This is a genomic window from Pradoshia sp. Z6_59 (assembly GCF_058267515.1).
The window spans coordinates 44,010-64,085 of the sequence record NZ_JBZCPP010000021.1 but is presented as its reverse complement, the minus strand read 5'-3'; the positions used below and the strand labels follow the sequence as shown (position 1 = coordinate 64,085).

16 protein-coding genes are annotated in these 20,076 nt (G+C 37.4%); 13 read left to right on the top strand and 3 right to left on the bottom strand.

What is annotated here, in order from left to right; genetic code table 11:
- The first annotated feature begins 253 nt into the window (after positions 1-253).
- From AC4D4B_RS16945 to pulA, 10 genes are all read left to right on the top strand, one after another.
- Entirely contained in the window at positions 254-985 is a 732-nt protein-coding gene (locus AC4D4B_RS16945) for an ABC transporter ATP-binding protein (protein WP_490994727.1), read from the top strand.
- On the top strand, positions 982-2,046 hold the full coding sequence (locus AC4D4B_RS16940) for an ABC transporter permease (RefSeq protein ID WP_066108436.1): 1,065 nt from the start codon (positions 982-984) through the stop codon (positions 2,044-2,046). The genes AC4D4B_RS16945 and AC4D4B_RS16940 overlap by 4 nt, the downstream gene beginning before the upstream one ends.
- 40 nt (positions 2,047-2,086) lie before the next feature.
- On the top strand, positions 2,087-2,740 hold the full coding sequence (locus AC4D4B_RS16935) for a TetR/AcrR family transcriptional regulator (RefSeq protein WP_491000579.1): 654 nt from the start codon (positions 2,087-2,089) through the stop codon (positions 2,738-2,740).
- 618 nt (positions 2,741-3,358) lie between these two features.
- The gene (locus AC4D4B_RS16930; protein WP_491000578.1) at positions 3,359-4,042 is read left to right on the top strand and encodes a response regulator transcription factor; all 684 of its coding nucleotides are present in this window, start codon (positions 3,359-3,361) and stop codon (positions 4,040-4,042) included.
- 3 nt (positions 4,043-4,045) lie between these two features.
- On the top strand, positions 4,046-5,401 hold the full coding sequence (locus tag AC4D4B_RS16925; RefSeq protein WP_491000577.1) for a sensor histidine kinase: 1,356 nt from the start codon (positions 4,046-4,048) through the stop codon (positions 5,399-5,401).
- Positions 5,391-5,948, top strand: a complete 558-nt coding sequence (locus tag AC4D4B_RS16920; RefSeq protein ID WP_491000576.1) for a PepSY domain-containing protein — start codon at positions 5,391-5,393, stop codon at positions 5,946-5,948. Before AC4D4B_RS16925 ends, AC4D4B_RS16920 begins: the two co-directional genes overlap by 11 nt.
- A 121-nt stretch (positions 5,949-6,069) precedes the next feature.
- A complete protein-coding gene (locus AC4D4B_RS16915; protein WP_491000575.1) occupies positions 6,070-6,699 on the top strand; it encodes a PepSY domain-containing protein in 630 nt (209 codons plus the stop codon).
- Between the two features lie 125 nt (positions 6,700-6,824).
- Positions 6,825-7,343, top strand: coding sequence for a hypothetical protein (locus tag AC4D4B_RS16910; RefSeq protein ID WP_491000574.1), 519 nt, complete (start codon positions 6,825-6,827; stop codon positions 7,341-7,343).
- A 522-nt stretch (positions 7,344-7,865) separates the two neighbouring features.
- Complete coding sequence (locus AC4D4B_RS16905; protein WP_490994723.1) at positions 7,866-8,894, top strand: PTS sugar transporter subunit IIC; 1,029 nt, start codon at positions 7,866-7,868, stop codon at positions 8,892-8,894.
- A gap of 702 nt (positions 8,895-9,596) precedes the next feature.
- The gene (gene pulA, locus AC4D4B_RS16900; RefSeq protein ID WP_491000573.1) at positions 9,597-12,158 is read left to right on the top strand and encodes a type I pullulanase; all 2,562 of its coding nucleotides are present in this window, start codon (positions 9,597-9,599) and stop codon (positions 12,156-12,158) included.
- A 538-nt stretch (positions 12,159-12,696) separates the two neighbouring features.
- Here pulA and safA read toward each other — a convergent pair.
- Entirely contained in the window at positions 12,697-13,299 is a 603-nt protein-coding gene (gene safA / locus AC4D4B_RS16895; protein WP_491000572.1) for a SafA/ExsA family spore coat assembly protein, read from the bottom strand.
- A 375-nt stretch (positions 13,300-13,674) separates the two neighbouring features.
- Here safA and AC4D4B_RS16890 point away from each other — a divergent pair, with 375 nt between their 5' ends.
- The 3 genes from AC4D4B_RS16890 to AC4D4B_RS16880 all read left to right on the top strand — a co-directional run bounded on the left by AC4D4B_RS16890 (position 13,675) and on the right by AC4D4B_RS16880 (position 16,939).
- On the top strand, positions 13,675-13,956 hold the full coding sequence (locus AC4D4B_RS16890; RefSeq protein ID WP_490994720.1) for a hypothetical protein: 282 nt from the start codon (positions 13,675-13,677) through the stop codon (positions 13,954-13,956).
- Between the two features lie 126 nt (positions 13,957-14,082).
- Positions 14,083-14,763, top strand: a complete 681-nt coding sequence (locus AC4D4B_RS16885; protein WP_490994719.1) for an HAD family hydrolase — start codon at positions 14,083-14,085, stop codon at positions 14,761-14,763.
- Positions 14,764-14,923: 160 nt separating this feature from the next.
- On the top strand, positions 14,924-16,939 hold the full coding sequence (locus tag AC4D4B_RS16880) for a penicillin-binding transpeptidase domain-containing protein (RefSeq protein WP_491000580.1): 2,016 nt from the start codon (positions 14,924-14,926) through the stop codon (positions 16,937-16,939).
- A 278-nt stretch (positions 16,940-17,217) separates the two neighbouring features.
- On the opposite strand, the gene AC4D4B_RS16875 is transcribed toward AC4D4B_RS16880, so the two are convergent.
- Positions 17,218-17,514 (bottom strand): hypothetical protein, encoded by a 297-nt coding sequence (locus tag AC4D4B_RS16875; protein WP_490994718.1) that lies wholly within the window; start codon positions 17,512-17,514, stop codon positions 17,218-17,220.
- A 203-nt stretch (positions 17,515-17,717) separates the two neighbouring features.
- Positions 17,718-19,820, bottom strand: a complete 2,103-nt coding sequence (locus AC4D4B_RS16870; protein ID WP_491000571.1) for a 5'-nucleotidase C-terminal domain-containing protein — start codon at positions 19,818-19,820, stop codon at positions 17,718-17,720.
- Positions 19,821-20,076: the final 256 nt, after the last annotated feature.

Sequence of the window (20,076 nt, the reverse complement as noted above, 5' to 3'; positions counted from 1 at the left end):
CTAAGTCCAGTTGAATACCGGACTCAGATCTTAGAAGCTGCTTAATTTTTTGTGTCTAACTTTCTTGGGTCAGATCAGGAAAATTAATGCTCTTTTTTTATGCAGCTAAAGAGGCCAGGTTAGCTGAATAAGAATATAATATATTAGCCTAAAAAGTGAGTAATTACTCACTTTTTTATATTGAAAATTAGCTGTCTTGGAATTATAATCAACCTAAGTGAGTAAACACTCACTTTTGAAAGGAGGATACATAATGAACGAAACTAATACTATTCAAGTACAAGCAGTCACGAAAAGTTTCGGCAAAAAAGTGGTATTAAAAGATATCAACTTAGATATTAAACAAGGTAGTATCTATGGTTTTATAGGGCCTTCAGGAGCAGGAAAAACAACCTTGATAAAGTTGATTGTTGGAATGGATTTTCCTGATGAAGGTTCCGTCCATTTATTAGGTGAAAAAATGCCTAATTTAAACATCTTGCAAAGAATTGGCTATATGGCACAATCAGATGCCTTATATGAAGCACTAACTGGTAAAGAAAATCTTATGTTTTTCGCATCGCTCTTTAAGTTAGACAAAACTGAAAAACAGAAACGGATTGCTTATGCCGCACAATTAGTTAACTTGACCGCAGACCTTAATAAAAGAGTGTCAGCGTATTCAGGAGGTATGAAACGTCGATTATCTCTTGCAATTGCTTTAATTCAAAATCCCCAAGTTTTGATATTAGACGAACCTACTGTGGGAATAGACCCTGAATTAAGATTAAGTATTTGGAATGAGCTCTTAAGATTGAAAAACGAGGAAGGCAAAACGATTATTGTAACGACTCACGTAATGGATGAAGCCGAAAAATGTGATTATATCGCAATGGTTAGAGATGGTTCATTCATAGCATCTGGCACACCTCGCCAATTGAAAGAACAATATAATGTCAATAGTTTAGATGAGGTATTTTTGGGTGCTGGGAGGAAGGTACAATGAGAACAGTAGCACTTATTAAGAGGATTTTATTGCAAATACTTAGAGATAAGCGTACATTGGCTCTTCTCTTTGTTGCTCCATTATTAGTATTAACACTAATGAACCTAGTCTTTAATGGAAATACCGTTGATCCTGTTTTAGGAGTTGCTAATGGGAATCAGCAAATTATCGAAAAATTAGAAGATGCAGATATTGTAGTAAAAGAATATAACAAAGTTTCCAATGTTAAGGATATGATACTTGATAAAGATTTAGATGGTTTTTTACAAGTGGAAGGCGATCAAACAACCTTAACTTTACTGAATGATGATCCGACAATAGCGAAAAGTTTAGAAATGAAAGTAAAGCAAATTGATACTCAAGCAAAGCAATTGAAATTGATGGGGACTAACGCAATACAGAGTGAATTGCTCTCACAAGATTCCTTGAACACAAATTATGTTTATGGCAGCAGTGAAACAGAGCTTTTTGATACCTTTAGTCCTATTTTAGTCGGGTTCTTTGTCTTCTTCTTCGTCTTCTTAATCTCTGGCATAGGCTTATTAAACGAAAGAACAACTGGCACGTTGGAAAGACTATTAGCAACCCCTATTAAAAGAGGAGAGATTGTCGCAGGATACCTTGTTGGCTATGGTTTACTGGCTTTGATACAGACAGTTATAATCGTTTTGTTTGCGATAAATGTATTGGATATGGTTTTAGTTGGTTCCATTTGGACTGTTATGTTAATCAATGTCATCATCGCCCTTGTAGCCTTGTCACTCGGAATATTATTATCTTCTTTCGCAAGTTCCGAGTTCCAGATGATTCAGTTCATACCAATTATTATTGTGCCACAAATATTCTTCTCAGGTATTTTCTCTATTGAGGGAATGGCGGATTGGCTACAAGTATTTGCAAACTTTATGCCGTTGTATTATGCAGCAGATGCATTAAAAGGAGTAATGTACGAGGGATTAAGTTTATCTGAAATTAGTAGTAATTTATATATTCTATTGGCTTTTGCAGCAGTATTTATCGTTTTAAATTTGTTTGCTTTGAAAAAGTATCGTAAGCTATAATACGGAAGCGATACAGCTTTACGCAAAGATGGTGATTTAAATGGTTAATAATAATCTACTGGATGAAATGGCTAAAATACTTGAAAAATCCAATAAACAAACGGTTAAGCAAAAGAAAATTATTGAGGTTGCTATCACTGCTTTTGCGGAAAAAGGATATTCAAATACATCAACATCTGAAATAGCTAAAAAAGCAGGCGTAGCAGAAGGAACAATTTTCAAACATTATGGAACAAAGGAAAATTTATTGTTATCTATAATGGTTCCTTTTCTAAAAGATTTTTTTCCTACGATGGCAGATGAACTCATTGGGGAATTAATGAATGAAAAGCGTTCTTTTGAGGAATTCTTAAGAGTTCTTTTAACAAATCGTAGTGCTTTTGTTGCGGAAAATAGAGAAATATTTCAGGTGTTCATTAAGGAAATATTTTATAAAGAGGAACTTAGAAACGAATTCCTTCCCTTTGTTTTAGAAATTGGATCCAAGCACTTAATAAAAGTGATTGAAGTGTTTAAACAACGGGGCGAAATTAGAGATATACCGAATGAAATAATTTTAAAAATGCTAGGCACTGTAATAGGTGGATTATTTATTTCTAATTTTGCATTGCTAAATAAACATTCGGTTAGCGAAAATGAAATTGAGGAAGCCATATTTTTTATTCTGAATGGTCTTGGACATTCTCCTCAATAGAGGGATTTTTCTTTGAAGGATTATAGATAACAATAGATTCCAATAGATTTATATAAAACCCTCTCTTTTCATTTAAAGGTAGCTATATTTTAGCTGCCTTTCTTTTTTATACAGAAAAATTATGGAATTATGCCGAATTAACATTATAAGCATTGTGAATGTTTGTACTTAAACAAACGGGGGCAATTGAACAACGGAGACAGCAAAAAAGCTGTCACTTTTTATGATATTAGCAACTATCCTTACAAAACAGCCAAAATAATAGAGTATGCATAGAGCTTGTTATCAGTTTCTAAATGAAGAGAGACTGATAAAGAATTAGAACGATTAAATTTAAAACGCTATTGTGTGGACAAGTTTCTTCATTATTAAGGATGGTTTTAAATTATGTGTACAGATTAAACCCACCAGATTCTATGGTTAAAAAGAGATTGTTTTGTAACCAAAAGGTCGTTAGATGACGGTCATTTCTTATTACCGAACGGAATGAATAGAAGCTCTTTAAGTAAGCCAATAGCAGCATTAATTATAAAGAATTATTTTCTACTTGCTGATTACATATTTCTAATAATACGATAAGTATAATCTTAACCTTTAACTATAGGACGTGATTTGAAAATGAAGCAGAGAATTTTAATTATAGAGGATGAGCCACAGCTGGCAAGGCTTTTGCAATTGGAATTGCAATTTGAACAGTATGAATCTGATATTGCGCATACCGGACGGGAAGGCTTAGAAAAATTCAAGGAAGGGAGTTACGATCTTATTCTCCTTGATATTATGCTCCCTGAACTAAATGGCTTGGAAGTCCTACAGCAGATTCGAAGTTCGGCATCCTATATCCCTGTCATTTTATTAACTGCCAAAAATGATGTGAAAGACAAGGTTGCGGGTCTGAATTTAGGGGCAAATGATTATGTGACGAAGCCATTTGAATTTGAGGAATTGCTGGCACGAATACGAGTAAATTTAAGATTCAGCGCTGTTTCTGTAGCTGCTGAGGCTCCTTCAATAAATGAATGTAGTTTTGGCTCTATTCATGTGAATCTGGATAGCCATGAAGTATCGAAAGATGGGAAAATCATTGAATTAACTCCACGTGAATTTGATTTACTTGTTCATTTTATGCGGAACTCACGTATCGTCCAAACAAGAGAGCAAATATTAGATGCGGTGTGGGGATTCGATTATTATGGGGATACGAATGTGGTTGATGTTTATGTACGCTATCTCCGTCAAAAACTTGGGAATCAAGTGATACAAACGGTACGGAGTGTTGGGTATGTTATGAAGGAGGAATAGGCTTTGAAATTACAAACCAAGATTAATTTGTTATCCACTGTCCTCACCCTCTTCCTTTTTTGTCTGAGCTTTATCGGCATTTATTATTTCTATAAGTATTTGGCCTATGATACAGAGTACGAGCGGCTAAAAGGATATGGAGATGAAATGTTGGCTGCAATCAGTGAATTAGACAGTGCCAATAATATTGATACTTTATTGCGTTCCTATATTCCGCAGAATGGGATGATTCATATAACCGATTCGAATGATCATGCCTTTTTACGCCTGCAGGCTACTTCTACAACAGATAAAATGAATTATGAGATAAATGAAAATGACAGTTACACCATCTCCGAGTGGGAAGGTGTACCGATAATGGCCATCCGCTATCCGATGGTCTGGCCGGATTATTCACTTGTCAACGTGCATTTTGTTCAGCCTTTGGGTGAAGTGTCTGATAATATGGCTATCTTAAAATGGATCTTGATCTTAATCACCTTGCTGGCGATTATCCCTATTTACTTAGCAAGCCAGCTGCTTGTTCGCCTAATTGCTATCCCAATTCAAAGGCTGACTAGCACGATGCGCCGAAACATTTCACAATCCAGGTATGAGAAGCTGGAAACACCCGCAAATAAAAAAGATGAAATCGCTGAGATGACTTATACGTATAATTCACTCATGGATAAGTTAGAGGACAGCTATGCAAAGCAGCAGCAATTTGTCGGAAATGCTTCACATGAACTGAAAACACCACTCACGATAATTGAATCATATGCAAAGCTTCTCCAGAGAAGAGGCTTTGAAAATGAAGACATCAATCACGAGGCATTAGAGGCAATCACGAATCAAACAGCCCAAATGAAAGCGATGATGGAACAAATGCTTGAGCTGGCTAAAGCGAATGAAACATTACAGATCAAGTGGGAAACCATTTCGTCGAGGCAGCTTTTCTCAGATACCGTGGTCAGCTTTCGACAAGCTTATAAACGGGACATTAATCTACATGCAGAAGATTTTACGTTCACGACGGATGTATCAAAGCTGAAACAGATTATCTATATCTTACTTGATAATGCCCGCAAATATAGTGAGGGCAAGATTGATGTATTCATAAAAAATGGCCGAAACGTGACAATCACAATCCAGGATTATGGCGTAGGGATTGCCGAGGAAGATATCCCTCATCTCTTTGACCGTTTTTATCGAGTGGCCAAGGACCGTAATCGTCTAACAGGGGGCACAGGTCTTGGTCTAGCGATTGCCAAGGATCTTGTTGAATTACTTCAGGGGACCCTTATCGTTGAAAGTGAAGTTGGCATAGGAACAGCTTTTATCGTAACACTGCCTAAGGAGGAACAAGCATATGAAAATTAACCGTACTTGGATATTGCCAGTCCTCCTTTTAATAGGGATCATTAGCTTATCGCTTTATGCCTATAACCAGATTATGACTAAGACAATTTTTAGAGAAGCGGAGATAAAAAATCGGGTAGAGTCTCTATTTAACGGCCAAGTTCAGTCCGTTACGAAAATAAAAGATCAATATGAAGTAACTTTTTCAAAAAATGACTTCCTATATGAACTGTCAGTTGATGAAACGGAAGGGACATTCAGTAATATTTCACTGATTAAAGAAGGTACGATAAAAGAACCACCTAAGGAAGAAATCCCAGAGGAAGTAGCACCAGCAGAAGAGGAAAAACCAATAATTGAAGAACCTGAAGCGGTAAAGCCGTTAACCGAACAACAGGTGATCGAAATTGCTCGTTCGAAATTTAATGGTGAAGTGGACGAGATTGAGTTTGTAGGTACGAATGATGGTGGCTATTATAATGTAGACATCGAAAACGCTGAGGACGAGGCAACCCTTCAAATACATGCACTGACTGGGAAAATTTTAACGATTACGTATGATGACTAGTTTTCTCATCAATCTCTAATGTTTTCATTTCTTTCTCATGAAACTCTAATGTTTCTCTAATTTACGCTTAATGTTGCCACTATACAATACAAGTAAGTTAAAGAATAAAGGAGAGATTATCATGAAAAGATTAGGGATTGGATTAACGATTTCAGCAGCTGTATTAGGAGGATTTGTCATTGCTCAGTCTATGACAAGCGGATCTGCTGCGACTCAGACTACAGAAAGCACAAAACTGATCACAGAAAAAGAAGCGAAGGAAATTGCATTAGAGAAATTCAACGGAACAATTACAGAGGTTGATTTTGATCAAGATGATCAGCGCCCGCATTACGAATTTGAAATCCAAAGCAATAGTAAAGAAGTAAATATTGATGTTGATGCAAAGACTGGTAAAGCAACCATTACGGAGAGCGAACTAGCTGAAAAAGAAAATTCAGCCAACACGAAACCAGTACAAAACAATCAATTAGCATCTAAAGAGCAAGACGACGATGACGAAGATGATGTAAAGGCAGATTCATCTCAGCCAGCTACTACACAAAAAGCAATCATCACTAAAGCAGAAGCCATTAAAATTGCCTCAACTGTCGCTAAAGGCACTGTAACAAATGTTGAATTAGACAGCGATGATGATGACCAAACTAAGACATATGAATTAGAATTCAAAGACGGAAACGTAGAATATGATATTGAGGTAGATGCATATACAGGAAAAATCATTGAAGTCAATCAGGATATAGAGGACTAATCAGGAAAAATCCTGTATGATTCGATAAAAAGAAAAGCACGATTCTTTCTTTCATAATCAAAGAAAGAATCTTGCTTTTTTATGAATGAGTAGAGGACACATTAGTAGGGAATTTCATTCTACCCATGTTACGATCAAGTTATATTACAAAGAAACAAGCGGAAGAAAAATTGGAGTTAATTAAACCGGAAACTAAATACTTTAGGAGTGTTGCAACAGTGCTGGATAAATTTAAACAGAAATTTAACGAAATAAGTAAAAATGGAGTGACCGTTCCTATGAAGCCAGTAATGCTAGAACAACTCATAAAAAGGCAATCTGGCCAAAAAGATATAAAAGTAGAAATAACAACAGGCCATCTGATTATTCGCGGTACAACAGATACAAATAGTTCATATATAGTAAGTCTAAAACCTATTCATATGGAAAAAAGAGTGATTATTTTTGAAATTGAGAGTTTGAAGCCGATTGATATGAAGATAGATGAAATTAAAATTTTTAACAGTCCGCCATTTTCAGATTCTACAAATCAGACGGTTAAAATGGATTTTAATTCCTGGGATATCGTGAAAAAGATATCTGTTGGTAAAATTAAATCGTATGAGATGAATGATGGGACAATCAAGTTAACATTATCATTATAAGAAGAGCGAGGATTTCCGTAAAAGTGCGGAAATCCTTTTTTTTGACCAAAAAAATTAGACGCAGCACCTATTTTAGATAGAAATACTCAAAATCATTAAAGATACTTCGCACTGGTTATGAGGTAGAACAAGTTTTGTGTATTCGTCTGTTTATATGTTACTTTACGACTAAAATTATTAATAAGTATTCGTAAATCAAAATGTGTATGTTAGATTATATTTAAAAATAGAATTATTGGCTGTGGAAAGTTGAGAATTAAAAAAGGAAAATGCCGGAAACTAACTATTACTGTAGGGTGAAAGTATAAGATAAGTGAGAAATAAGGATGATAAGAAGTTTATGGAGTTATTTCGAAGTACAAATTTACTTTTTTATATTAAATATTCAAAATATTTTGCTATTTATATTTTAGTTGTGTTAATATATCTAAATACTAATATCTCCAATAAAGGAAGGATGCAGAAAAAAAGAAAACATAACACCTTTATTTTTCAGAATATTTAATTAACTACTAAGGGGCGATGGAGATGAAGAGAAAAGAATATATGATTGATCGAATGTATAAGGCATCTACGGGAATCGCAAATGCCGTTTTAGTAACATTAGGAATCGGTCTATTATTTGAATCAATTGGGGGTTATTTTGATTGGCAAATGTTCCTTACTATTGGAGGAGCGGCAAAGGTTTTGCTTGCGCCTGCTCTTGGTGCAGGGATTGCCTATCAGCTTGGAGGTAACTCATTAGTACAATTTAGTGCAATGGCATGTGCCTCTGTTGGTGGAGCAGCTATTCAAAAAACAGCAGAAGGTGCTTTTACGATCGTTACTGGACAACCCATATCGGCTGTATTGGCTGCACTCATCGCTACATATATAGGCAAGAGGATGGTTGGTAAAACCAAATTGGATATTATGGCAATTCCAATCACATCTATTTTTATTGGCGGGATTTCAGGAGTTGGATTAGCAGCGGTGACAACACCATTATTAACAAGGATAAGCGCACAAATTACCGCCTCTGTAGAAGGCTCTCCTTTAATTGGATCAATTGTCCTTTCCTTAATATTTAGCCTTTTATTAATGACCCCAGCTTCATCAGCTGCACTAGCGATTGCTCTGCAGTTGGATCCAGTATCAAGTGCAGCAGCCTTGATTGGCTGTACAGTACAATTTGTAGCCTTTACAGCAATGAGCTATAAAGATAATGATTTAGGTGGCTTCCTTGCCCAATCAATCGTGACACCAAAGGTACAGTTTCCAAATTTGATAAAAAACCCAATCTACATTATACCTGCGTTTACAGCTGCCGCAATTGCTGCGCCAATTGCTACGATGGTCTTTGATTTTAAAGTACCGTATGAACTAGGCGGGATGGGGCTAAGCTCGTTGATTGCACCGATAAACATCTTAGCTAATCAAGGGATGGGCATATTCCTTATCTATGTTGGGATTGGTATGGTGCTTCCTGTTATGATTGCCCTTGCGATTCACCGTCTCCTAAAAATGGCTGGAAAGGTTAAAGCAGGTGATCTTCATCTTGAAGTTCAATAGTTGTCTGCTTTGTCTCTTTTGAAATATTGACTCAAATAGGGGTTTAGGTAAATCATAAGAAGAAGAGAATCTATTTTGATAGAATATGTTAAAAATGAACCTAAACAATGATGAGAGATATAAAAATTTTACGTGGTGAGTAGATGGTTTCTGTATGATGCAGAGACCATCTTTCTTTGTGTACAGAATGATAGCTTAGTTGCTTGTTGATTTAAAATATAAAGTACTTTAGTTTACTTAAGTCCAAAGAATGATTCAGGTGGGCCATGAGTTTAAGAATATGATTAGAATATATCACGATTATTCTTTTGGGTGGTTTATGACTTCATAATCAATAATCAGATTATTATTGGGGAGAAAATTATCTCGATTATTTAAGGGAATTCAGCAAAATAGTAGCAGAAACATATAGTTAATGACATTTGATTGTTGATGAGCAACTTTCCTTCTGCCAAAGGGAAGGTATTCAATTGTAAGGGTAAATGATTTAACTGCTGCTCATCTTCTTTCGTTTAATTTATAGAAAGGCATAGGCATAAAGTCCGTATTTCCGAATCATATTCTTCTAAAAATAGGAAAACGTAAACTGTTCTTCAGATAGTTAGTTTACTAGAATGAAGGGTGTAATTGTGAAAACGATTACATATATGAGTTTATGCAATCGTTTGCCTTGCTAAGAGAAGAATGAAGGAGGAGTGGAAGATGTCTGTGAGAAAGAAGAAAATTATCGCGTTGCTAGGCACATTTTGCTTGTTATTGACAATGCTCCCTCAGCTAAGTGCAAAAGCAGAAGATAGGAACACGGAGATTGTCATCCATTATCAGGGGAATGATGATGCGAAGGATTGGAATTTATGGGTATGGCCTGAAAATGGAGAAGGCCATGTCGAACAGTTTGAGGAAGAAGATGCATTTGGAAAGGTTGCGAGATTTACACTGGAGGGATTTCATGAGCGGGTTGGCTTTATTATTCGTACTGATTCATGGGAAAAAGATGGCGGCGACCGTTGGATTGAAGGAATAAGGGATGGAAAGTCGGAGGTATGGGTTATTTCAGGAGATGATGAAGTGTACTATTCAGAACCAAACAGCGAGCCAAGCATCAAAAAGGCAGCGATGGATAGCTTTACAGAAATTACTGTAACGACAAATAAGCCACTTGATATAAATGAGACAGCGATTGAGCTTGAAAATGTACCAATTCAAGCAATTGTCCCTGAGGATGGGAATAACTCAGTAACAAATAAGTTTAAGATAAAAACAAACAAGAAACTTGATGTGCGTGGCAGCTATGCCATAAAAATTGAGGGCTATGGAGAGCGGGCTGTAGAGATAGGAGAAGTGGTGAGGACTGAGGAGTTTGATCGCCAGTATTACTATAGTGGTAATGATCTTGGGAACACCTACTCACGTTTTTCGACCAACTTCCGTTTATGGGCTCCAACAGCTCAAGAGGCAAAGCTCGTTCTTTATGAAAATTGGAATGATCCTAAGGGCAAGGAAATAACGATGAAGTCGGATAAGAAGGGGACTTGGGCAGCTAAATTAAAAGGAAATCAGGATGGTCTCTTTTACACATATAAAGTGAATATAGGTGGAAAGTGGACAGAGGCTGTAGATCCATATGTAAGGGCAGCATCAGTCAATGGCCAAAAAGGAGCCGTGATTGATTTATCGAAAACAAATCCGAAGGGCTGGTATAAACATAAGAAACCCAAGTTAGCGAGTCCTGAGAGCTCAATTATTTATGAATTGCATGTGCGCGACTTGTCCATCCAGTCTGAAAGCGGAATTAAGCAAAAGGGGAAATATTTAGGTGTTACTGAGAAAGATACTAAGGGACCAAATGGGCTTCCAACCGGTCTTGATCATATACAATCATTGGGAGTGACTCATGTTCAATTTTTGCCTATCTATGATTATAAAACAGTAGATGAAACAAAGCTTGATGAGCCACAGTATAACTGGGGGTATGACCCACAAAACTACAATGTACCGGAAGGGTCTTATTCTACCAATCCCTATGAGCCTAAAGTGAGAATAAAAGAATTGAAGCAAATGATTCAAACGCTCCATGAGGAGGACTTACGTGTAGTAATGGATGTTGTCTACAACCATATGTATGATGCTGCAGAGTCAAACTTTCAAAAGTTAGTTCCTGGTTATTACTACCGCTACAACGAGGATGGTACATTGGCAAATGGTACCGGTGTCGGCAATGATACTGCCTCCGAGCGAAGAATGATGCGTAAATTCATAGTCGACTCCTCAACCTATTGGGCGAAGGAATATAAACTGGACGGATTTCGATTTGATTTAATGGGAATCCATGATGTTGAGACAATGAATGAAGTAAGGAAGGCTTTGAAGCGTATTGACCCATCATTTATCATCCATGGAGAAGGCTGGGATTTAAATACTCCGCTTGCAGCAGACGTAAAGGCAAATCAGAAAAATGCTGAAAAAATGCCCGGCATTGCTCATTTCAATGATGACATTCGAGACGGACTGAAGGGCAGCGTATTTGAAGAGCAGGATAATGGTTTCGTAAATGGAAAATTAAATATGGAAGATCGTATCAAAAAAGGCATTATGGCCGGTCTTGATTATGATGATAACCAGGCAACATACCGTGATCCAGAACAGGTCATCACCTATGTAGAAGCGCATGATAATCACACCCTTTGGGACAAGTTGGAATTGACGAATCCCAATGCAAGTTACGAAGAGAAAAAACAAAGGCATAAACTAGCCTCGTCTATAATTTTAACCTCACAGGGGATTCCATTTATTCACGCCGGACAGGAATTTATGCGAACGAAGTATGGAGACCATAATAGCTATAAATCCCCGGATGAAATTAATCAATTAGATTGGAAACGGAATGCGGAATTTGTGAATGAAGTGAAATATATGTCGGGTTTGATTGAGCTTCGTAAAAACCATCCTGTATTCAGGATGACGGAGGCCAGGACAATAAAGGAAAGTATTCGCTTTTTGAATGCACCGGCAAATATGATTGCCTATACAGTAACCGAACCATCAAGAGGAAAGCAAAAGGGCAGCTATTTTGTAGCACATAATGCCAACACTAAAGATGTAGAGGTAGTACTTCCAGGAAACGCTGTATGGAATGTACTCGTCAATGCGAATGAGGCTTCCTCGAAACCCATATATAAACTGAAAGGGGATAAGGTAATTATTCCAGCATTAAGTACGGTTGTGCTTCAAGAAAAGGGAAATAGATATAAAAAGAAACGCTGATGCATAATTTATCTTAGGCCAAAACAGCTCTGTCATTATAATTACAGAGCTGTTTGGCTTTTCTATAAAACGAATTAGCTATGGCTTCAATAACCATCCTATGCTCCGGCTCTTCCCGGTCAAAGGAGGAGCGAAGGTGTGTATAAGGTGTAGGAAAGGAGCTATCAAACATCTATGCTGCACCTATGCCCCGGCTATACCCGGTCAAAGAGGGAGCAAAGGTGTGTCAAAGGTGTGGGAAAGCAGCTATCGAACACCTATGCTGCACCTATGCTCCGGCTATCCCCGGTCAAAGAGGGAGCAAAGGTGTGTCAAAGGTGTGGGAAAAGAGCTATCGAACACCTATGTTGTACCTATGCTGCACCTATGCCCCGGCTATTCCCGGTCAAAGGCGGAGCAAAGGTGTGTCAAAGATGGAGGAAAGCAGCTATCAAACACCTATGCTCCACACCTATCGTTTTTCCCGCTAGTTTATCCCCTGAGACAAGTAAAGGTGGGATTTAGAAAACGAAAAAGAAAGCCAAAATAGGCTTTCTTTTTACTTAGAGATAAATTGCTGAGTCCAAATGTGACCAGACTTCGCATAACCTACGCCAATATGAGTAAACTTTGAGCTTAAAATATTTGCTCTGTGGCCTGAGCTATTCATCCACGCCTTTACAACTTGTTCAGGTGTTGTTTGACCTTTTGCGATGTTTTCACCAGCAGATTTATAGCTGATACCAAAGTTTTTCATCATATCGAATGGAGAACCATACACAGGGCTAGTATGACTAAAGTAATTATTATCTCTCATATCTTCTGACTTGTATCTAGCTACTCTGGCAAGCTCCCAATCATATTTTAATTCCTGCAAATCTTGTTTTGCTCTTTCTACATTGACAAGCCTTATAACTTCTTGCTCATAGGCTTTTACATCGTCTTGAGTAGGAATATTGATCTTTTGACCAGGATAAATCAAGTTTATATTTGAAATTTGAGAATTGGCTGCAATAAGCTCGCTGATTCCTGTCTCTGTTTTTACAGCAATCTTCCATAATGTATCACCGGAGACAACCGTATATTGATAGTCCGCAAAAGCGGAGGCTGTAGGTAGCAGTAAAGTGGTTGTGAGTATAACTGATGTGATTTTTTTCTTCATCTTTCCTCTCCTTAAAATTTTTATTACAGGTTCGATTATATAAAAGAATGGAAGAGAATTGGTTGTCAATATCAGGAATCTACTAATATTGCCATTTGAACCCCTTTAGAAAGGGATTTATACAAAATTAGTAAATAATAGAATTTAGAATATAACTAGTAATGGGAGAAGTTAATTTTGGTAATAACCCATCACGAAAGGTCAGAGTATAAACATCCAGGCCTGAGGACTTTTTGCCACGAAGATAGGAGGTAAGAGAGGTGTTGAATTCTGATTTGAAAAATAATGAAATATGACAAATTCAAAAACAGTATATACGTTCCTTCTATAAGTCTTTTATACTAGAAGTAGATAGTTGGAAGGGAGGTCCATATAATGAAAAAGATGTTAATTGCACTAGGTGTAACATTATTATTTACAGGGTGCAGTGCTACCGAAAGTTCCATGAAGGAAAACGAAAAGGTGGAGATGGAGAGTTCTGTTGGGCAAAAAGCAGTACATACATATATTAAGAAAGCAAAAGCTCATCTCAGTACAGCTCCTAATTATAATCCGGAAGTCTATGACAATCGGCTTATGAAAATGGCAAGTGAGTCTTTTCAGATATCTGCTGAAGAAGCCGCTCAGATTTACATAGCTTATGAATATGATAAATAATTTTTTAATTTAAATTAAAGCGCTTTCATTTGGTGGGAGTAAATCTTTCTTTCAGATCTGTATTAACCTTCTTATAAAAAGGGTAATAAGCTATTGATAGGGTTATTACAGAGAGGAAGTGGCACGGTGAGTCTCCAGACCATTCTGTTTGATTTTGATGGAACTATTGCCGATACTTTGCCTGTTAGTTTGGATGCTTTTAGGTATGTGTTTAATAAATATGATCAAAGAAATTTAACTGATGAAGAGATTATTAAATTATTTGGTCCCATTGAGGATGTTATTATAAGAAATCATTTACGTACTAAAGAAAAAGTAGAACATGCCATAGAAGATTTTTATGACCATTATGAAAAAGGGCATAATAGTGAGTTTGAATACTTAACCGAAATACAGGAGATGCTTGATGTATTAAAGGATATGGATATGAATCTGGGAATTGTTACAGGAAAGAGCAGAAGATCATTAACGCTCTCACTAGAGTTATTGAATCTATACGACTATTTCGATGTGACCATTTCTGGTGATGAAGTTAAAGCACCTAAACCCGATCCTGAGGGAATACAGAAATCACTATTTTTACTTCATAATGATTCATCTGAGGCCATAGTTGTTGGAGATAGCCAGGCTGATATCGCTGCAGGAGCTTCAGCGCACGTAACAACCATCGCAGCTCAATGGTTTAGCACAGTTCAAACGAGCCTGTATGGAACAAAGCCTTCTCATATTTGTAAGACTCTGCCTGATTTTATCAAACTGATAAAAAAGTATAAGCATGAAAATTCAATTAATAAACATAAAAAATAAATGTGTTATTCCAATTAATTCCTTTTAAATTAACTATTTGTTGTTAAATTTAAAAGGTCTTTTTTGTTTACAAGATTTTTTTGAAGGTGAAACATTGTGAAAATCAATGATTAGTTTAGTATAATAGTCTTGTATGTGAAAGGGGGCTCTCACGTTGAAGGTGAAAAAAACCATATGGGGAAGTATAGGAATGTTAATAATGGTTCTTCTCTTGGCTGGTTGTAATGATACCGCCAGTCCAGAAGAGCGATTGAAGGAATACATAAACCTGTGGAACGATCAAAAATTTGATAAGATGTATTCAGGCTATGTAGCAGATTCAGCCAAAGACAAGTTTAAGAAGGAACAATATGTTGATCGATATCAAAAGGTCTATAAAGATCTGGAGATTTCAGATTTATCAGTTAAAAGCGCATTCAAGGATGAGAAAGAGCTGAAGGATCAAAAGAGTATAACACTTCCTATTCAAGTAAAAATGAATTCCCTTGCAGGACCGATTGAATTTGAAAAAGAAGTAACTATGAAGCTTGAAACGAAAGATAAGGAAGAGAATTGGTATGTAGATTGGGATACAACGTATATTTTCCCTGAACTGCAGCCAGACGATAAGATTGGGATTAAAAAGACAACGGGTAAAAGGGGCGAAATCCTTGATCGTAATGGAAATGGGCTTGCGGTAAATGGAATTGCTCAAACTATAGGTATAACACCAGAGAACTTTGATGAATCCCAAAAAGTTCAGTTAACAAAATTATTGAATCTTAGCGATGACTATATTGATAAACAGCTTAATCAAAGCTGGGTGCAGCCAGGTTATTTTGTGCCGATTAAAACAATCCAAAATAGCCAAACAGAGCTGATTGAAAAATTAAAAGTGATTAATGGTGTCAGTTTCCAAGAAAAAGAGATTCGGGAATATCCCTATAAGGAAAGTGCAGCCCATTTGACAGGATATGTAGGTACCATTACTGCTGAAGAGCTAGAGAAAAATAAAGATAAAGGCTATTCAAATGACAGTATAATTGGCAAAAGAGGGCTTGAGCAACTATTAGAGGATAAACTGCGTCCGAAGGATGGCTATACCATTTATATTAACCGCGAAGACGACCCTATTGTCATTGCTGAAACCGAAGCAGAGGATGGGGAAAGCTTTAGGTTAGTATTGGATGCTGAATTACAAAAACAAGCATTTCAAAATATGAAGGGAGCTGCGGGGACATTTGCTGCGGTACATCCAACTACAGGAGATGTATTGGCACTTGTAAGTTCCCCGTCGTTTAATCCAAACGACTTTGTACTGGGAATTAGCTCAGAGAAATATAGTCAGCTGGAAAATGATAAAAAACAGCCATTGCTAAATCGATTTGCGGCCGCTTATTCGCCAGGTTCAACGATAAAGCCAATTATCGCAGCAATAGGTTTAAAAACGGGTAAGCTTGACCCAGAAAAACAGCTGAATATTAAAGGATTAAAATGGTCTAAAGGGAAAGAATGGGGAAATGCCTCTATTACAAGGGTAAGCGATCCAGGAAAACCTGTTAATCTGCAGACTGCCTTACAAATATCAGATAATATTTATTTCGCTCAGACAGCTCTTTCGATTGGTGAGACTGATTTGATTAATGGGTTTAAGGAATTGGGGATTGGCGAAGAAAAATTCTCACTCGAATATCCTATCCGCGCATCACAATATTCAAACAGTGGCAAATTGGAGAGCAGTAAATTATTAGCTGATACTGGCTATGGTCAAGGAGAAGTATTGATGAGTGCAGTTCATTTATCCAGTATTTACGGTACCATTGTCAATGATGGAAAATTGATGAAGCCTCGTCTTTACCTTGATACTGAAACTGCTGTTTGGCATGATTCTTTTATTACTGGTGAACAGGCTAAAACATTGAAAACTGACTTAAGAAAGGTTGTTACAAGCGGCACAGGTAAAGCTGCAAACACACCTAAACTGGAATTAGCAGGTAAGACAGGTACAGCTGAGCTGAAAAGCACACAAGGAGAAGATGGCATTGAAAATGGGTTATTCGTAGCCTATGATCAAAAAAATCCGAAGGCTGTCATGGCACTGTTAATAGAAGATGTACAAAATAATGGCGGCGGTAAAAATGTTCAATCCATTGTTCAAAAGACGTTCTTGGATTGGGATTCCTCCGAAATTGATTAATTAAAAGGTAAACAAAAAAATAGAAAAGAAGCTTCCATTCAGAACATGAACGATACCACTGGATCGCGGACACTGATAAATAGTGTCCTTATCCAGGGTATCGTGCAAATAAGGGTGGGAGCTTCTTTTTTTACGGCTGCTTTACAGGTTTTATTTCTGCGTTTTTCCAAGTTAATAATTTTATTCATTATCTTATCAATACTTTTAGTCATTTACTATCTCTTGATTGCATCTTAAATAGATAAACTACTAATCTGTAAAAAAGTGATGTAAATCGATTAACGAGATTTAATTCTCCTCACCAGGTAGGTTATACCTGCTATGATGATTCCCGCAATGCTCACAAATCCCATTAGCAATATAGAAAAACCTAATCCGATATTCGCATCTTCAGAGGGGGTAATCACTTCAGCAATAATTAAGAACGTATACAAGCCAAAGGTAGCTAGGTAGATTACTAATGCTGTATAGCGTTCGCCTTTACTTCCTTGCCTGGTTACTGCATAAATGCAAAAAAAGGAAACTGCCAGGAGAGCGTACCTCAAGATAATCTCAGTATAATTAATATAATCCATAATCACCGCATCCTATCTAATAAATTTAATATATTGAACATCCTATCTCATTATAAAGTTAAAATGGGTATTTATGGAATAAGTAAAAAGGCATGTCCCATCAGCAAACTTATTTCAGGTTAACAAAATTAATGTAAAATTCATTGAAAAAAGGCATCAGTTTCAAACTGATGCCTTTAATTTGCTTATCTCGAAAAGTTTTTTTAATTAGCTACATCCATAATCCTGCCTTCAACATTAGGTGAAACAGTTTGTTCAGGGAAGGATTGGATGTAATCGGAGAAAATCTCCCAATCAACGAAGCCGGGTTCGCTTACGCGGCCATCTGCATAAATATCAGCAAAGACAGAATAGCCATCGCCGCCTTTGGCAGTGAAGATGTTTGTAGCAGCGAAGTAGGTCTGTGTATCCACGAGTGAAGTATATTCACCATTCTGGTTTATTTCGACTGATTGCACGCGTGTGCCTACTGGTTTAGAGCTATCATAGGTAAAGCGCATGCCTGCGACCTGCAGGTATCCACCGCTAGCGCTTGGGGCAGCACTAACGCTATGTTCTAGAGCTGTTTTCAATTCCGCTCCGCTAATTTCCATGATTGCGAGTGCATTGCTGAAGGGGAGGACTGTCATAACGTCAGCTAATGTGATTGGTCCTGCCTTTAAGGTTGTCCGGACACCGCCTCCATTTTGTAGGGCGATGACAGTATTTGGATTGATGGCTTTTGCCTTATCGAGCATTCCATCAGCAATCAAGTTGCCAAGATTAGTTTCGCCTGTCCTTGCAGCAGGATTGCCACCAATCAGATCGACAGCTGTTGTTCCGACAACTTGCTTTTTCTTTGCGTCAACAACAGGCTTATACTTCGCTAGGATTTGACCTGCTGCCGGGTCTTCGGCAAAGATATAAGAGCCTTCCGCATTCTTGGCGTCAATGCTAATCAGTTCGCCATCATAGGCGATAACTTTTCCTTTTTTATCAAAGCTCACATCAAGCTCACCAAGATATTTGGAATACTCGTTTGCTTGGACAATAACAGTCGGTTCTTTGTATTTATCTACAACGACTGGTTCATTCAGCTGTGAATGAGAGTGGCCGCCAACAATAATGTCAATGCCTTCGACTTGATTAGCAAGCTCGAGGTCATTGTCACCGCCGCCATCATTGTAGCCAATATGGGTAAGGGCGATAATTTTATCGACACCTTGTTTCTTGAATGCTTTAACGGAGGCCTTAGCTGAATTGATATATTCCTCGAATCTGACATCCCCAGGACTAGAAATACTAGCAGTCTCAGCTGTCGTTAAGCCAAAAATACCAACTTTCTCACCGTTTACATTTTTAATGATACCGTCGTATATTTTTCCATCATGTGGTTTAGCAGTATATGTGTTATTCTGAAGTCTTTTCATGAGGGGATCATCGCTGAAATCTACATTTGCACTCACAATTGGAAACTCAGCGCTTTGAACAAATGGCAGCAAAGTCTCAGTACCAAGGTCAAACTCGTGGTTACCGAAAGTAAATGCATCGAATCCGGCTAGATTCATCAATTCAAGATCGGCTAGTCCCTTAAATTCGTTAAAATAAAGGGTGCCAGAGAATACATCACCAGCATGGAGAAGAAGATTATTCGTATTTCCATTGCGATGTTCATCAATCGCGGTAATTTGTCGTGGTGTATTTTCAATGTTAGCGTGTGTATCATTCACATGAAGAACGCGCAATTGATAATCTGGGGCTTTTAGGGCTAGTTGCAGCATGGAAATGAGCTCAGATAAGCTAACCTTTTGGTTATATCCAAATTCAGTATCGGAAATAGCTTCAGCGATACCGTATAGAAGGATAGAACCGATTCTTTCCGCTTGTTTAGCAGGTACATCAGAGAAGTCGGTTACTGTGCTTCCTTTCAAATCGAAAGCCTTCGCAATCCAAACAGCAAGCTCTCCACGAGTTAAAGGCTCAAAGCTGCCAAATTTATTCTTGCTTTTTCCATCAAGAATACCCGCATAGACTAATGAGTTTACTGCTTTTTGGGACGATTTTGGCACATCCGTAAAGTTTGTCTTTGGAGCTTTCTGGTTATCGAGTTTTAATGCGCGTGCCATCAAAGCAGCTGCATCAATTCGAGATATGGATTTCTGTTTCTTCATACTTTGGGACGAAACGCCCAGTTCCTGAATAAAACGTGTTTCATTCTGGCGATCAGCTGTCTTTGCATCCACAGCCGGCGCAACCAATGTTCCAGCAAGCGCAACAACCATTATCATAATGGCCAACATACGATAAAACTTCACTCGATACTTCATATACCGCTCCCCTTTTGTTTGATATGGCCAAGATATAGGCCTCATATCTGATTATAATTAGTTTTCGAGGCAATCGACATAATTTTCAAATAAATGGTAAATTCGAACTATATTTTAATGAACAAATTTTTATAATAACGTAATTAATTCTTTTCAAGAGGCATTTACTTAGTTTTCTGTATAGGTTTGCTTAATCATTATGCCATAGACATCCGGAAAAACTTATATCACATAACGTATGTATTAAGGATGAAGG

Bases quoted from the DNA above. Each gene is read 5' to 3' on its own strand.
- AC4D4B_RS16945 (WP_490994727.1), top strand. From the start codon at position 254: ATGAACGAAACTAATACTATTCAAGTACAAGCAGTCACGAAAAGTTTC.
- AC4D4B_RS16940 (WP_066108436.1), top strand. From the start codon at position 982: ATGAGAACAGTAGCACTTATTAAGAGGATTTTATTGCAAATACTTAGA.
- AC4D4B_RS16935 (WP_491000579.1), top strand. From the start codon at position 2,087: ATGGTTAATAATAATCTACTGGATGAAATGGCTAAAATACTTGAAAAA.
- AC4D4B_RS16930 (WP_491000578.1), top strand. From the start codon at position 3,359: ATGAAGCAGAGAATTTTAATTATAGAGGATGAGCCACAGCTGGCAAGG.
- AC4D4B_RS16920 (WP_491000576.1), top strand. From the start codon at position 5,391: ATGAAAATTAACCGTACTTGGATATTGCCAGTCCTCCTTTTAATAGGG.
- AC4D4B_RS16915 (WP_491000575.1), top strand. From the start codon at position 6,070: ATGAAAAGATTAGGGATTGGATTAACGATTTCAGCAGCTGTATTAGGA.
- AC4D4B_RS16910 (WP_491000574.1), top strand. From the start codon at position 6,825: ATGTTACGATCAAGTTATATTACAAAGAAACAAGCGGAAGAAAAATTG.
- AC4D4B_RS16905 (WP_490994723.1), top strand. From the start codon at position 7,866: ATGGAGATGAAGAGAAAAGAATATATGATTGATCGAATGTATAAGGCA.
- pulA (WP_491000573.1), top strand. From the start codon at position 9,597: ATGTCTGTGAGAAAGAAGAAAATTATCGCGTTGCTAGGCACATTTTGC.
- safA (WP_491000572.1), bottom strand. From the start codon at position 13,299: ATGAAGAAAAAAATCACATCAGTTATACTCACAACCACTTTACTGCTA.
- AC4D4B_RS16890 (WP_490994720.1), top strand. From the start codon at position 13,675: ATGAAAAAGATGTTAATTGCACTAGGTGTAACATTATTATTTACAGGG.
- AC4D4B_RS16875 (WP_490994718.1), bottom strand. From the start codon at position 17,514: ATGGATTATATTAATTATACTGAGATTATCTTGAGGTACGCTCTCCTG.
- AC4D4B_RS16870 (WP_491000571.1), bottom strand. From the start codon at position 19,820: ATGAAGTATCGAGTGAAGTTTTATCGTATGTTGGCCATTATGATAATG.